Raw genomic sequence first — 13,144 nt, forward strand, 5'->3', positions numbered from 1 at the left:
GTCGCCGGCGGGTGTGGCTGCCCCGCCGGTGAGCTGGTAAGAGCCGCGACCGGCGCGGCGGCCACGCGCTCGGGAGGAGATCGGATGGCGACGAAGCCGACCCACGTGATGGCGATCGATCAAGGGACGACGGGCTCGACAGTGCTCGTGTTCGACCGGCGGGGTCGCATCGCCGGCCGCGCCTACTCGGAGGTCTGCCAGCACTACCCGAAGCCGGGATGGGTCGAGCACGACGCCGAAGAGATTTGGCGCGTCACGCTCGCCGTCGCGCGCCAGGCGCTCCGCAAGGCCAGGGTCAAGGTCGCGTCGCTCGCGGCGATCGGCATCACGAACCAGCGCGAGACGACCGTGGTGTGGGATCGGCGCACCGGGCAACCGATCCACCGCGCGATCGTCTGGCAGGATCGCCGCACCGCCGCCGTCTGTGCGCAGCTGAAAGACGAGGGCGCCGAGGCCGCGGTGCGCGCCAAGACCGGCCTCGTGCTCGACCCCTACTTCTCGGGGACAAAGGTCGCGTGGATCCTCGACAACGTGCGTGGCGCGCGTGCCCGCGCCGCCGCCGGCGACCTCGTCTTCGGCACGATCGACAGCTGGCTCGTCTGGAAGCTCACCGCCGGCAAGGTGCACGCGACCGATCCGACGAACGCTTCGCGCACGTTGCTCTTCGACATCCATGCCCGCGGCTGGGATCCGGAGCTGCTGCGCATGTTCGACGTGCCGGCGTCGATGGTCCCCGAGGTGCGGCCGTCGAGCGGCGTCCTCGGCGAGACCGAGGCGCGTCTGCTCGGCGCGCCCGTCCTCATCGCGGGCGTCGCGGGCGATCAGCAGGCGGCGCTCTTCGGTCAAGGCTGCTTCGCGCCCGGCATGGTGAAGAATACGTACGGCACCGGCTGCTTCGTGCTGATGCAGACCGGAAGCGAGGCGGTCACCTCGGAGCGCGGCCTCGTCACCACCATCGCCTGCGGCGCCGGCGGCGCGCCGACCTACGCGCTCGAAGGGTCGGTGTTCATCGCGGGGGCCGTCGTGCAGTGGCTCCGTGACGGGCTCGAGATCCTGAAGAACGCCGCCGAGAGCGAGGCGCTCGCGCGCAAGGTCAAGTCGACACTCGGCGTCTACGTCGTGCCCGCCTTCGTCGGGCTCGGCGCGCCGTACTGGGACCCGGATGCACGCGGCGCGATTCTCGGGCTCACGCGCGGCGTCGGGCGCGAGCACCTCGTGCGAGCGGCGCTCGAGTCGCTGGCATTCCAGACCCGCGATGTCGTCGAGACGATGGCGGCCGACGCCTCGAAGCCGATCGCCGCTCTTCGCGTCGACGGCGGGGCGGCGGCGAACGACTTCCTGATGCAGTTCCAGGCGGACGTCCTCGGTACTACCGTCGACCGGCCGAAGGTAGTCGAGACGACGGCGACCGGCGCCGCGTTCCTCGCGGGCCTCGGCACGAGCTTCTGGACCCAAGCGGAGCTCGCGCGCGTCCGCGCGGCCGACAAGGTCTTCAAGCCGAAAATGAAGGCCGAAGAGCGCGAGGCGGCGTATGCGGGGTGGCAGGACGCGGTGGCGCGAGTGCGGAGCGTGCGCCCCTGACGCGATCTCGTCGGGTTGCCGCCCCCGGACCCCGATGGTAAGGTCCGCGGCTTCGCACGAAACGCCGAGGAGTCACCAAATGAAAGAAGGCATCCACCCGAACTACCAGCCGGCCAAGATCGTGTGCGCCTGCGGGAACGTCATCCAGACGCGCTCGACACGGCCCGAGATCCACGTCGAGCTCTGCTCCAGTTGCCACCCCTTCTACACCGGCAAGCAGAAGCTCGTGGACACCGCCGGCCGAGTCGAGCGGTTCCGGAAGAAGTTCGGCAGCGTCACCAAGGCGCCGGCGCAGCAGTAGCGCGCCGGACGTGCCCGTCGTGGTGGGGGACACCGCGACGCCGGGGCAGGGGGTTCGGTCTCCCGGCCCCTTTTTTTTCGTTCGAGAGTCGGGCTCCGGGGGGCCATGTTCGACAAGCTAGCCGCAGTCGAAGCGCGATACGTCGAGCTCGAGGGTCTCCTCGTCGAGCCCGACGTCATCGGCAACCGCAAGGAGTTCGCGAAGCTCGGCAAGGAGCGCTCGGGCCTCGAAGAGATCGTCCACACCTACCGGGCGTGGAAGGAGCTCCAGGACCAGATCGAGGGCAACAAGTCGCTCCTGCACGACGCCGACGAGGACGTCCGCGCTCTCGCCCAGGAGGAGCTCCCCGGCCTGAGAGCCGAGAACGACGCGCTCGAGGCACGCCTCAAGGTGCTGCTCCTGCCGCGCGATCCGAACGACGAGCGCAACGTGCTCCTCGAGATCCGCGCCGGAACCGGGGGCGAGGAGGCGAGCCTCTTCGCCGCCGAGCTCTTCCGGATGTACACGCGCTACGCCGAGGCGCGGCGCTGGCGGGTCGAGATCCTGAGCTCGAGCGAGACCGGCCTCGGCGGCGTGAAGGAGATCGTCGCCTCGCTCGAGGGGCAGGGCGCCTTCAGCCGCCTCAAGTTCGAGGGCGGCGTGCACCGCGTGCAGCGCGTGCCGGAGACCGAGGGCTCGGGGCGCATCCACACCTCGGCCGTGACCGTCGCGGTGCTCCCCGAGGCCGACGAGGTCGACGTGCACATCGACGAGAAGGACCTCAAGATCGACGTGTTCCGCTCCTCGGGTCCGGGCGGTCAGAGCGTCAACACGACCGACTCGGCGGTGCGGGTCACCCACATCCCGAGCGGCTTCGTGGTCTCGTGCCAGGACGAGAAGTCGCAGCTCAAGAACAAGGCGAAGGCGCTCAAGATCCTGCGTGCCCGCCTCCTCGAGCGGGCGCAGGCCGAGCAGCAGGCCGAGATCGCCGCCTCGCGGAAGAGCATGGTCGGCACCGGCGACCGCTCGGAGCGCATCCGGACCTACAACTTCCCGCAGAGCCGCGTGTCCGACCACCGCATCAACCTCACGCTGCACGCGCTGGACAAGACCCTCGAAGGCGACCTCGACCCGTTGATCGACGCGCTCATCACGCACTATCAAGCGGAAGCGTTGAAGGCGGCGCACTGATGGCGGCGGAGGGGAGGAAGGCGGCGCCGGAGACGGCGCTCGCGTATCTGGAGCTGGCCGCGAAGTTCTTCGCGGGGCGGGGGATCGCGAGCGCCCGGCTCGACGCGGAGCTGCTCCTCGCGGAGATGCTCGGGACCGACCGCGTCGGCGTCTATCTGCGTTTCGACCGTCCGCTCGGCCGGAGCGAGGTCGACGCCTACCGCGCGCTCGTGAAGCGGCGGGGCGACGGCGAGCCGGTCGCGCATCTCACGGGCCGCCGCGAGTTCTGGTCGCGGAGCTTCGTGGTGACGCCGGACGTGCTCGTGCCGCGGCCCGAGACGGAGCTCGTGGTCGAGCGCGCGCTCGCGGCGGTCGACGCGGCCGGCGGCCGCGCGGGTGTGCTCCGCGTCCTCGATCTCGGGACCGGGAGCGGCGCGCTCGCCGTCACGCTCGCCGCCGAGCTGCCGAACGCCGACGTGACGGCGGTCGACGCGTCGCCGGCGGCGCTCGCCGTCGCCGCGCGCAACGCCGCGGCCTTCGGCGTCGCGGCCCGGATGCGGTTCCTCGCGAGCGACTGGACCGCGGCTCTTGCCGCCGGCGCGCGCTTCGACCTCGTGGTGAGCAACCCGCCCTACGTCCCCTCGGGCGACCTGGCGGGCCTCCCGGCCGAGGTGCGGCGCGAGCCCGCGCTCGCGCTCGATGGCGGCCCCGACGGCCTCGCCGCGTACCGCCGGATCGCCACCGAGGCGGCGCGCGTGCTGGCGCCGGGCGGTACGCTCCTCGTCGAGGTCGGCGCCGGCCAGGCGGCGGCCGTCGCCGCGCTTCTCACCGACGCCGGTCTCGCCGCCGTCGGCTGCTTCGCCGACCTCGCCGGCATCGAGCGCGTCGTCGTTGCGGCGGCCGCGGCTGTGCCTGCGACGCGGGCGGCGGCGTCGTGACGAGGATCGTCGTCCGCGGCGGCCGCCGCCTCGCCGGCCGCGTGCCGGTCGGTGGCTCGAAGAACGCCGGGCTGCCGCTCTTGTTCGCCGCGCTGCTGACGCGCGAGCGCTGCACCATCCGCGGCCTGCCGCGCGTCGCCGATATCACGACGACGCTCCGCCTCCTCGAGAAGGTCGGCTGCCTCGTCGGCGACGACGCCTTCGAGGCGATCCTCGTCGAGGCCCGCGACTTGACGTCGGCGGAGGCGCCCTACGAGCTCGTGAAGACGATGCGGGCGTCCTTCCTGATGCTCGGGCCGCTCGTGGCGCGCACCGGCTACGCGCGCGTCTCGACGCCGGGCGGTTGCGCGATCGGCAGCCGGCCGGTCGACATCCACCTCGCCGGGCTCGAGCGCATGGGCGCCACGATCCGCCAGGCGCACGGCTACGTGGAGGCCGAGGCGCGGCGCCTGCGCGGCGGACGCATCTCCCTCGACTTCCCGTCGGTCGGCGCCACCGAGAACCTCATGATGGCGGCGACGCTCGCCGAGGGGGTGACCGAGATCGAGAACGCCGCCCGCGAGCCCGAGATCGAGGATCTCGCGGCGGCGCTCGTGAAGATGGGCGCGAAGATCGCCGGCGCCGGTACCGCGCTGATCACCGTCGAGGGGGTCGGCGAGCTCGGCGCCTTCGACCACACCGTCATTCCGGACCGCATCGAGGCCGGGACGCTGCTCATCGCCGGTGCCATCACCGGCGGCGACGTCACCGTCGAGGGCGCGCGCGCCGAGCACCTCGACGCGCTCCTCCTGAAGCTCGAGGAGGCCGGCGTGGCCGTCGCACGCGACGCCGGCGCCGTCGGCGTCCGGCCGGGCGCGGGCTGCCGCGCGACCGACGTCCGCACGTCGCCGCACCCCGGCTTCCCGACCGACTTGCAGGCGCAGTTCATGGCGCTCATGACGACCGCCGAGGGCCGCAGCATGATCACCGAGACCATCTTCGAGAACCGCTTCATGCACGTGCAGGAGCTCGTCCGCATGGGCGCGGACATCCGCGTCGATGGCAAGACCGCCCTCGTGCGCGGCGTACCCCGCCTCTCCGGCGCCCCGGTGATGGCGACCGATCTCCGCGCGAGCGTCTGCCTCGTGCTCGCGGCGCTCGCGGCGCAGAACACGAGCGAGATCGCGCGCGTCTACCACCTGGATCGCGGCTACGAGCGCCTGGAGGCGAAGCTCTCGAGCCTCGGGGCCGACGTCGAGCGGGTGCGCGGATGAGCGCGGGACGCGACGTCCTGCTCGTGGTGCCGACGCGCGGCCGGGCCTTCGCGCGCCGGCTCGCGCTGCTCGAAGCGCGCGGCGAGGAGGCAACCGGCCGTGTCGAGCGGACCGTGCGGACGATCGTCGCCGACGTCCGCAAGCGCGGCGACGCGGCGCTCTTCGCGTACACGAAGCGTTTCGACGGCGTGGCGCTCGGGGCGCGCACCGTCGAGGTCCCGGCGGCGGAGCTCGCCGAGGCGGCGGCGTCGCTGCCGTCGCCGGTGCGGAGCGCGCTCGCGCTCGCGGCGCGCCGGGTGGCGGCGTTCCACCGCCGCCAGCGGCAGGGCTCGTGGAGCTTCCGTGACGCCGCCGGCGCGCGCCTCGGCCAGCAGGTGCGGCCGCTCGATCGCGTCGGAGTCTACGTGCCGGGCGGTACCGCGGCGTACCCGTCGTCGGTCCTGATGAACGTCATTCCGGCCAAGGTCGCGGGCGTCGGCGAGGTGATCGGCGTGACGCCGCCGGGGCGCGCCAGCGCCGAGGTGCTCGCGGCGGCGCACATCGCCGGCATCGACCGGCTCTTCCGGGTCGGCGGCGCCCAGGCGATCGCGGCGCTCGCCTACGGAACGCGCTCGATCCCGCGCGTCGACAAGATCTGCGGCCCCGGCAACGTGTTCGTCGCGACCGCGAAGCGGCTCGTCTTCGGTGCGGTCGACATCGACATGATCGCCGGGCCGAGCGAGGTGCTGATCGTCGCCGACGCCCGCGCGCGCGCCGACCTCGTCGCGGCCGACCTGCTCTCGCAGGCCGAGCACGACCCGCTCGCGGCGGCGATCCTCGTGACGCCGTCGGCCGCGCTCGCGGAGCGGGTGGCGCGCGCCCTCGCGGCGCAGCTCGGCGAGCTGCCGCGGCAGGCGATCGCGCGGCGCGCGCTCGCGCGCTACGGCACGGCCTTCGTGACCGCGACCCTCGCCGAGGCCGTGGAGCTCGCGAACCGCATCGCGCCCGAGCACCTCGAGCTCGCCGTCCGCCGTCCCGAGCGCTGGCTCCCGAAGGTGCGCCACGCCGGCGCGATCTTCCTCGGCGAGCACGCGCCGGAGCCCTTCGGAGACTACCTCGCCGGTCCGAACCACGTGCTGCCGACCGGCGGCAGCGCGCGCTTCTCGTCGCCGCTCGGCGTCTACGACTTCGTGAAGCGCTCGAGCGTGATCGCGGCGGGGCCGCGTACGATGGCGACGCTCGGCCCCGTGGTGGCGCGGCTCGCCCGACTCGAAGGGCTCGACGCACACGCCCGCGCGATCGAACGGCGGCTCCCGCGACGGCGTCGGGACGGCCGCATCACTCGCTCGCGACGATCGTGACGCTGATGCGGCGGTCGGTGCGGGGACCGTCGAACTCGCAGAAGAAGATGCCCTGCCAGGTCGAGAGGCCGAGCGCGCCGTCGATCACGGGGATCGTCTCCGACGGGCCGACGAGCCCGGCCTTCAGGTGCGCGTCGCCGTTGCCGTCCTGACGGTCGTGCAGCCAGACGCCGGGCGGAATCAATCGGCGCAGGAACCGCACGACGTCGGTCGGCACGCTCGCGTCCCAGTTCTCCTGGATCATGATCGCCGCCGTCGCGCCGTGGGCGTAGACGCAGCAGAGGCCGTTCGCGATCCCGCTCTCCGCGACCGCCGCGCGCACGCGCTCGGTCACGTCGACCAGGGTCTCGCGCTCGCCGGTCGCGAGCGCGATCAGCGAGCGCATGGCGACAGCTTCGCGGCGGTGCTACGCGCCGACAGAGCCCACGACGAAGGAGTCCCGATGAGCACGCTCGTGACGTACCGCACCGAGGACGGCATCGCCACCATCACGATGGACGACGGCAAACGGAACGCGCTCTCCGCCGCAATGCTCGCGGCGTTGAACGCGGCGGTCGACCGTGCGCAGACCGAGAAGGCGCCGGTGATCCTGACGGGGCGGCCGGAGACGTTCTCGGCCGGCTTCGACCTGAAGGTGATGATGGCGGGTGGGCGCGATCGCGATGGGCGCGTTTCTCCTGCTCGCCACCGACTACCGCCTCGGGGTCGCGGGGCCGTATCGCGTGGTCGCGAACGAGGTCGCGATCGGCATCACGATGCCGCACTTCGGGGTCGAGATCTGCCGGCAGCGGCTCGCGTCGGCGCACTTCCAGCGCGCGGTGATCCAGTCGGAGAGCTGCGCGCCGGCGGACGCGATCGCCGCCGGCTGGCTCGACCGCGTCGTTCCCGCCGCGGACCTCGAGACGGCGGCGCGGGCGAAGGCGGCGGAGCTCGCGAAGCTCGACGCCGGAGCCTATGCCGCGACCAAGCTCCGGGCGCGCGCTTCGGCGCTGCGGACCATCCAGGAGGCGATCGCCCGCGACGAGGACGACCGTCGTACGCTCTTTTGCTGAGTCCGCCGCGCTCTCGCGGAGGACGCCGCGTTGCCGCCGAGCCGAGCCGTCTGCTACGTCGTCGCCATGGACGTTGCCGCCGCGCTGAAAGGCGTTCGCGCCGCCGCCGAGACCCAGGCCGGCCTCCGAGCGCTGCTCCTCTTCGGGTCGCGGGCACGCGGCGACGCGGCAGCGACGGCGGATTGGGATTTCGGCTATCTCGGCGAGGACGGTTTCGATCCTTTGGACCTGCGGGCCGCTCTCGTCCGCCTCCTCGCGACCGACGACGACGACCTGGTCGACCTGTCGGCGGCGAGCGGTCTCTTGCGCTTTCGGGCCGCCCGTGACGGCGTCCTCGCGTGGGGCGACCCTGCGGAGGTCGCGCGGTTCCGCCTCGAAGCGGCATCGTTCTGGTGCGAGGCGGAGCCGATCCTGCGCGCGGCCTACGACGCCGTGCTCGAGCGGCTGTGATGCCGGCTCTCGATCGCGAGATCCTGGCGGAGCGCGCCGCGGCGGTCGAACGCCACCTCACCCGCGTCGCCGAGCGGTTGCCGGCGCGCCCGGAGGACCTCGAGCCTGCCACCGACGCCTGGACATGCGCCGGATCCACGACGCGGCGACGAACGGCTCGCCGGACCTCCGGACGTTCCTACGCCGCGTGCGAGACCTGCTCGGCTGAGCCGCCGTCGCCATAACGGGATTGCGTCTCCGAGGCGCACCTACGCCTTGCCGTCGTGACCTGAAGCCGCCATATTGAAAGCGGAAATGGCGACGATAGGGAGATTATTCCAGCCGCCGAAAGGGCACTTCTTCCTCTTCGGGCCCCGCGGCACCGGCAAATCGACCTGGCTCCGGCACGCGTTTCCCGACGCTCTGCGGATCGACCTCCTCGCGCCCGAGGTCGTGCGCGGCTACGTGGCGCGGCCGGAGCGGCTCCGCGAAGTGCTCGCCGCGCACCCGGACCGCCGCGTGATCGTCATCGACGAGGTCCAGCGCGTGCCGGCGCTGCTCGACGTCGTCCACGAGGAGATCGAAGCGCGCAAGGGGGCGCGGCGCTTCGTTCTGACGGGGTCGAGCGCGCGGAAGCTCCGGCGATCGGGGGTGAATCTGCTCGCCGGTCGCGCCGTCCGTACGGCGCTGCATCCGTTCCTGGCGGCGGAGCTGGGGCCTGCCTTCACGCTCGATCGCGCGCTCGCGACCGGCCTCGTCCCGCTGGTCTGGGATGCCGCCGAGCCCGAGCGGACGCTCGATGGCTATCTGTCGCTGTACGTGCGCGAGGAAGTGCAGGCCGAAGGCATGGTCCGCGATCTCGGCGGGTTCGCGCGCTTTCTCGAAGCGATTAGCTTCGCGCACGCGTGCCCGCTCAACCTCGCGAACGTCGCCCGCGATTGCGACGTCAGCCGGAAGACCGCCGAAGGGTATCTCGCCATTCTCGAAGACCTGCTGCTCGCGTTTCAGGTGCCGATCTTCACCCGGCGCGCGAAACGCATCCTCCAGGCGCATCCGAAGTTCTTCTGGTTCGATGCCGGGGTCTATCGATCGGCGCGGCCTGCCGGACCGCTCGATCGCCCCGAGGAAATTGCAGGACCCGCGCTCGAGGGTCTCGTCGCCCAGCACCTGCGGGCCTGGATCGACTACACGGCGAACGACTGCCGGCTGTACTACTGGCGCACCAAGGCGGGGAGCGAGGTCGACCTCGTCGTCTACGGGCGCGCGGGATTCTGGGCCTTCGAGGTCAAGAACACGCGCCGCGTGCAGGCGTCCGACCTCCGCGGCTTGCGCGCGTTCCGCGACGACCATCCCGCGGCCGAGCTCGCGCTGCTCCATCGCGGCGCCGAACGGCTCGCGATCGAGGGCATCCCCTGCATCCCGATCGCGGAGTTCCTGGCCGGCGTGACCCCCGGCCGCCCGCTCCCGTCGGTCGGAAGGCCGCGGCGGCCGCGCGCCTGAGGCGCGTCAGGTCCGTTACGTGCGGCGCCGCGTGCCCGCGACCTCGTCGATCTCGGTCCAGAGGTCGTCGAGATCCAGCACGAAACCCGGGCACCCGGGACCGCGCCCCTCGCCGGCTCCTGCGCCTCGGGCACGATGTCGAGGCGTTTCGTAACGTCACGAGCTTCGACCACCTCGCGCGCGTGCGATCCGGATCTGCTCCTCGAGGCACGGCAGCAGATCCGCCTGATCGATCGCCGTCTCGAGCTGCCCGATCAGATCACGCACCCGGCCGACCAAAGACGTACCATCGTCCGCCGAACTTGGTGAGGACGGGCGCGAGGGCCCGGAGCAGGTCAGCGGCGGTGGGGTCGGTCGACACGACGGAGCGCCTTTCCCACCCGGACGTGGGTTTCGAGGTCGGCCTCGCGGTCGGCCGCGGTGGGCCAGGTCGGCTGCTGGCGGGCGACCTGGCGTCGGAGCGCGTCGCCCACCTGAAAGCACCACGCGACGCCCCGGCGCCGGCGCTCCTCGAGCCACTGCTCGGTCTTCGCGGCTTCCAGGGTTTCCCAGTCGCGTCGCGCGAAGCGCGCGATGTCCTCCGGGCGCACGAGGGCGAGCCTATACGTTCCGTTCGCCAGCTCAAGCAAGGGTCAGGCGACGGGAGGCGTCCGTGCGCATGGAGGCCGACATCCGAGACCCCGTCGCTGCCCTTCGACCATTGCGGCGACCGCGGTTGCGCTCGTGACGGCGGTTGCGGGTAGCGGATCATCCGCGCGACGGCCGGGCTCGTCGTGCCTGCGTTCGTCCTGCCCGCTTCCCGGATCGGCCTCCGGTCGGCCGCGCCGCGGCGGCCGCAAAGTGCGCCCTCACCTCGTCCAGGGAATAGGTTCGCGGATCCTTCCGGCTCGCCTCGATCATGCGCCAGAAGCGAGGGTTGGACATGAGCATCACGTCCTCCAGGTCGCGCCCTTCCACACCGATCACGATGGCGCATGGCCGACCGTTGCGGGTGATGAGGATCCGTTCCCGTTGGGCATCTTCGAGGGTGGCGCTGAGGCCGCTCTTCGCTTCGCGAATCGCCAGCACTCTCATAGGATCTCCTTTGTGGTCCGCCGACCCTTTCGGAGTACCGCCCGAACGATCACCAGTCTGGTCGAGCTGTCGACGTCGTAGATCACGCGGAATTCCCCGACGCGAAGTTGCCACACCGGCTGAACGTGCTCGAACGGCGGCACCACCCCGGGCAACTGCTTGCGACGCGGCGTCTCTTGCTGGGGATCGTTGCGAAGGTGCGTCATGATCTCGTCGAGGATTCGGTTGCGGTCGTACGAGCGGATCGTCGCCAGATGATCCACAGCCAACTGCGCGATCCGAACGCCGAACATCAGAGACTACAACTGTAGTCACACAGCCCCGCGGCGCGCAAGCCCGCTCGTTCATATCTTCAACAAGAGCTTCTCTGGCCATGGTTGGCCCGGGGTCGATTTCGATTGACGGGCCTATTTCCAACACCGCCTTTCGTGCCGTCCCCGTTGCGAAGAGTGCATCGAAGGAGGATCTCCGAGCCATTCGAACCCTGCTCGCGATGACCGTGTCCGGACGATTTCGGCGGACTACAGCGCATCGTCGAGATCGTACCGGTTGAGGCATCGTGCCTGCCGTCCTCCGTTCGCCGCATGCCGAGTCCTCGAACGAAGTCGATAGAAGGAACCTCATCGAGGTCGGCCCGGCGGAAACGCTCGCCATTTTTCGATTGACCGGGGGGGGGGGGGGGTAGGCTATCGCCAAAGCCGTTTTCGTGCCGTCTCCCGTTCCGTAGATTCCGTCGATCGAAGGAGGATCTCCGATGCGCGTTCCAGTTCGAAACCTTGCGCTGGCGGCGCTCGCCGTCGTCGCACTTTCCGCCAGCGCTGCGCGGGCCGCGACCCCAGCCCAGAAGTGCCAGGCCGGTAAGAACAAGGCCGCCGGGAAGTACGCCGCCTGCCGCCACGGCGCCGAGGCCAAGCTCGCCACCACCGGCGACGGCGCGGCCTATGCAACGGCCATCGGCAAGTGCACGACCAAATATGGAGCCGCCTGGCAGAAGCTCGAAGCCAACGCCGGCGGCGCCTGCCCGAGCAACGGCGACGAGACCGCGATCGGCACCGTCGTCGACGGCTGCACGACCAACATCGCGACCGCCGTCGGGGGCGGGGTGCTGACCGATTGTCCGGCGGACCTGGCGGCGTGTCTCGCGGCTCCGCAAGGGCAGCGCCTGAAGACGGAGCAGTACGCCTGCTACGACGCCGGGGGCGTGGTGATCCCCTGTGCCGGCACCGGGCAGGACGGCGAGCTCCAGAAGGGGTTGGCGCGGAGCTATACCGACAACGGCGACGGTACGATCACCGACGACCGGACGGGCCTCATGTGGGAGAAGCTGTCGGACGACGGCAGTCTCCACGACAAGGACAATTACTACACGTGGACGAACGCCTTCGCGGTGAAGATCGCGGGCTTGAACGCGGGTGGAGGCTTCGCCGGCCATACGGACTGGCGGTTGCCCAACGTCAACGAGCTCCAGAGCCTCGTGAGCTATGGGGCGGTGAACCCGTCCGTAAGCGCTGCGTTCAATACGGCGTGCGCCCCGGCGTGTACCGTGACGACCTGTAGTTGTACCCAGTCGAACTTCTATTGGTCGGCTACGACGTATCAGGACAGTCCGTCGCTCGCGTGGCTCGTGTTCTTCTTCGACGGCGACGTGTACGCGGACGGTAAGCCCGACAACTACTATGTTCGCGGAGTGCGTGGCGGCTCGTGATCGATCATTGGATCATTTGAAGGTTTGACCATTTGATTTCGGGGGGTCTGGGGGGCGGGAGCCCCCCAGGGAAAGCGGCTAGCAATGGCGCAGACCGAGCACCTGCCGATCTACAAAGCGGCATACGACTTCTGTCTCTGGTGCGAGCAAGTCGTCCAAGGCTTCTCGCGCTACCACAAGTACGCGCTCGGCGCCGACCTCCGCGAGGGCGCGCGCCGTGTCGTGAAGCTCGTCGTGCGGGCCAACGCACGGCGCGACAAGCGGCCGGTGTTGCTCGAGGTGCGCGAGGAAGTCGAGCAGCTGAAAGTGCTCTTGCGGCTCGGGCACGACGTCAAGGCATTTCCCAATTTCAACAGCTTCGAGCACGCCATCACCACCGTCACCGGCATCGCCAAGCAGAACGAAGGTTGGTTGAAGAGTCAGGGCCATGGCCAGAATCGGCGGGCAATGCCGGCAGGGCTCGCCGCGCCGAGCGCGCCATGATCACGAGGTCCCGCTCCCGCCCGTCGCCGCGTCCTGGTGCCGGGCGAACGCCAAGGCCCTGTAGCGGGGCGGCGGCAGAAGGGCGTCTTCCCGCGCTGCCGCACGGCCAGGCGTCCGGGTCCGGCGGCAGCAGGCCGGGAACAAGCGGCGCGGGCGCCAGTCGAACAACTATTGGTCGGCTACGACGTATCAGAACAATCCGTCGAACGCGTGGAACGTGAACTTCAACGACGGCAACGTGAACGCGAACAATAAGACCAACAACAACTATGTTCGCGGAGTGCGTGGCGGATCGTGATCGGCCCTGCGGGGAGGGAGCACGGGCTCCCTCCCCGGTTC

General features: G+C 70.8%; 14 protein-coding genes and 2 pseudogenes. 12 read left to right on the forward strand and 4 right to left on the reverse strand.

Annotation, left to right across the window (positions count from 1 at the left end):
* Nucleotides 1-84 precede the first annotated feature (84 nt).
* The 6 genes from glpK (at nt 85) to hisD (ending at nt 6,562) form a co-directional block, all read left to right on the forward strand.
* Nucleotides 85-1,581 carry a glycerol kinase GlpK gene (gene glpK, locus IT293_20050; protein MCC6766956.1) on the forward strand — a complete coding sequence of 499 codons (1,497 nt, stop codon included), beginning with the start codon at nt 85-87 and terminating at the stop codon, nt 1,579-1,581.
* Nucleotides 1,582-1,660: 79 nt separating this feature from the next.
* Nucleotides 1,661-1,882, forward strand: coding sequence for a 50S ribosomal protein L31 (gene rpmE, locus IT293_20055; GenBank protein MCC6766957.1), 222 nt, complete (start codon nt 1,661-1,663; stop codon nt 1,880-1,882).
* A gap of 105 nt (nt 1,883-1,987) precedes the next feature.
* Nucleotides 1,988-3,052 carry a peptide chain release factor 1 gene (prfA, locus tag IT293_20060; protein ID MCC6766958.1) on the forward strand — a complete coding sequence of 355 codons (1,065 nt, stop codon included), beginning with the start codon at nt 1,988-1,990 and terminating at the stop codon, nt 3,050-3,052.
* A complete protein-coding gene (prmC, locus tag IT293_20065) occupies nt 3,052-3,969 on the forward strand; it encodes a peptide chain release factor N(5)-glutamine methyltransferase (GenBank protein MCC6766959.1) in 918 nt (305 codons plus the stop codon). The genes prfA and prmC overlap by 1 nt, the downstream gene beginning before the upstream one ends.
* Nucleotides 3,966-5,222 (forward strand): UDP-N-acetylglucosamine 1-carboxyvinyltransferase, encoded by a 1,257-nt coding sequence (gene murA / locus IT293_20070; protein MCC6766960.1) that lies wholly within the window; start codon nt 3,966-3,968, stop codon nt 5,220-5,222. Before prmC ends, murA begins: the two co-directional genes overlap by 4 nt.
* A complete protein-coding gene (hisD, locus tag IT293_20075; protein ID MCC6766961.1) occupies nt 5,219-6,562 on the forward strand; it encodes a histidinol dehydrogenase in 1,344 nt (447 codons plus the stop codon). The genes murA and hisD overlap by 4 nt, the downstream gene beginning before the upstream one ends.
* Here the strand turns inward: hisD and IT293_20080 are convergent.
* Nucleotides 6,540-6,947 (reverse strand): YjbQ family protein, encoded by a 408-nt coding sequence (locus IT293_20080; protein MCC6766962.1) that lies wholly within the window; start codon nt 6,945-6,947, stop codon nt 6,540-6,542. The two genes, hisD and IT293_20080, sit on opposite strands and share 23 nt — an antisense overlap.
* 57 nt (nt 6,948-7,004) lie before the next feature.
* On the opposite strand from IT293_20080, the pseudogene IT293_20085 reads away from it, so the two are divergent.
* The 3 genes and pseudogenes from IT293_20085 (at nt 7,005) to IT293_20095 (ending at nt 9,543) form a co-directional block, all read left to right on the forward strand.
* Nucleotides 7,005-7,614, forward strand: a pseudogene (locus IT293_20085) (enoyl-CoA hydratase).
* 30 nt (nt 7,615-7,644) lie between these two features.
* A complete protein-coding gene (locus IT293_20090; protein ID MCC6766963.1) occupies nt 7,645-8,064 on the forward strand; it encodes a hypothetical protein in 420 nt (139 codons plus the stop codon).
* Nucleotides 8,065-8,358: 294 nt separating this feature from the next.
* Entirely contained in the window at nt 8,359-9,543 is a 1,185-nt protein-coding gene (locus IT293_20095; protein ID MCC6766964.1) for an ATP-binding protein, read from the forward strand.
* A 335-nt stretch (nt 9,544-9,878) separates the two neighbouring features.
* Here IT293_20095 and IT293_20100 read toward each other — a convergent pair whose 3' ends face one another.
* The 3 genes from IT293_20100 to IT293_20110 form a co-directional block, all read right to left on the reverse strand.
* Nucleotides 9,879-10,133 (reverse strand): hypothetical protein, encoded by a 255-nt coding sequence (locus IT293_20100; GenBank protein ID MCC6766965.1) that lies wholly within the window; start codon nt 10,131-10,133, stop codon nt 9,879-9,881.
* Between the two features lie 157 nt (nt 10,134-10,290).
* Entirely contained in the window at nt 10,291-10,617 is a 327-nt protein-coding gene (locus IT293_20105) for a type II toxin-antitoxin system Phd/YefM family antitoxin (GenBank protein MCC6766966.1), read from the reverse strand.
* Nucleotides 10,614-10,910, reverse strand: a complete 297-nt coding sequence (locus IT293_20110) for a type II toxin-antitoxin system RelE/ParE family toxin (GenBank protein ID MCC6766967.1) — start codon at nt 10,908-10,910, stop codon at nt 10,614-10,616. Before IT293_20110 ends, IT293_20105 begins: the two co-directional genes overlap by 4 nt.
* A 461-nt stretch (nt 10,911-11,371) precedes the next feature.
* Between IT293_20110 and IT293_20115 the strand changes: the two genes are divergently transcribed.
* From IT293_20115 to IT293_20125, 3 genes and pseudogenes are all read left to right on the forward strand, one after another.
* Nucleotides 11,372-12,322, forward strand: a complete 951-nt coding sequence (locus IT293_20115) for a DUF1566 domain-containing protein (GenBank protein ID MCC6766968.1) — start codon at nt 11,372-11,374, stop codon at nt 12,320-12,322.
* A gap of 84 nt (nt 12,323-12,406) precedes the next feature.
* On the forward strand, nt 12,407-12,805 hold the full coding sequence (locus IT293_20120) for a four helix bundle protein (GenBank protein MCC6766969.1): 399 nt from the start codon (nt 12,407-12,409) through the stop codon (nt 12,803-12,805).
* A 193-nt stretch (nt 12,806-12,998) separates the two neighbouring features.
* Nucleotides 12,999-13,103: pseudogene (locus tag IT293_20125) on the forward strand (hypothetical protein).
* Nucleotides 13,104-13,144: the final 41 nt, after the last annotated feature.

This window comes from Deltaproteobacteria bacterium (genome assembly GCA_020848745.1).
Classification (GTDB): domain Bacteria; phylum Desulfobacterota; class Binatia; order UTPRO1; family UTPRO1; genus UTPRO1.

Excerpts from the sequence above, each read along its gene's own strand:
- glpK (MCC6766956.1), top strand. The coding sequence starts at position 85 with ATGGCGACGAAGCCGACCCACGTGATGGCGATCGATCAAGGGACGACG.
- rpmE (MCC6766957.1), top strand. The coding sequence starts at position 1,661 with ATGAAAGAAGGCATCCACCCGAACTACCAGCCGGCCAAGATCGTGTGC.
- prfA (MCC6766958.1), top strand. The coding sequence starts at position 1,988 with ATGTTCGACAAGCTAGCCGCAGTCGAAGCGCGATACGTCGAGCTCGAG.
- prmC (MCC6766959.1), top strand. The coding sequence starts at position 3,052 with ATGGCGGCGGAGGGGAGGAAGGCGGCGCCGGAGACGGCGCTCGCGTAT.
- hisD (MCC6766961.1), top strand. The coding sequence starts at position 5,219 with ATGAGCGCGGGACGCGACGTCCTGCTCGTGGTGCCGACGCGCGGCCGG.
- IT293_20080 (MCC6766962.1), bottom strand. The coding sequence starts at position 6,947 with ATGCGCTCGCTGATCGCGCTCGCGACCGGCGAGCGCGAGACCCTGGTC.
- IT293_20095 (MCC6766964.1), top strand. The coding sequence starts at position 8,359 with ATGGCGACGATAGGGAGATTATTCCAGCCGCCGAAAGGGCACTTCTTC.
- IT293_20105 (MCC6766966.1), bottom strand. The coding sequence starts at position 10,617 with ATGAGAGTGCTGGCGATTCGCGAAGCGAAGAGCGGCCTCAGCGCCACC.
- IT293_20110 (MCC6766967.1), bottom strand. The coding sequence starts at position 10,910 with ATGTTCGGCGTTCGGATCGCGCAGTTGGCTGTGGATCATCTGGCGACG.
- IT293_20115 (MCC6766968.1), top strand. The coding sequence starts at position 11,372 with ATGCGCGTTCCAGTTCGAAACCTTGCGCTGGCGGCGCTCGCCGTCGTC.
- IT293_20120 (MCC6766969.1), top strand. The coding sequence starts at position 12,407 with ATGGCGCAGACCGAGCACCTGCCGATCTACAAAGCGGCATACGACTTC.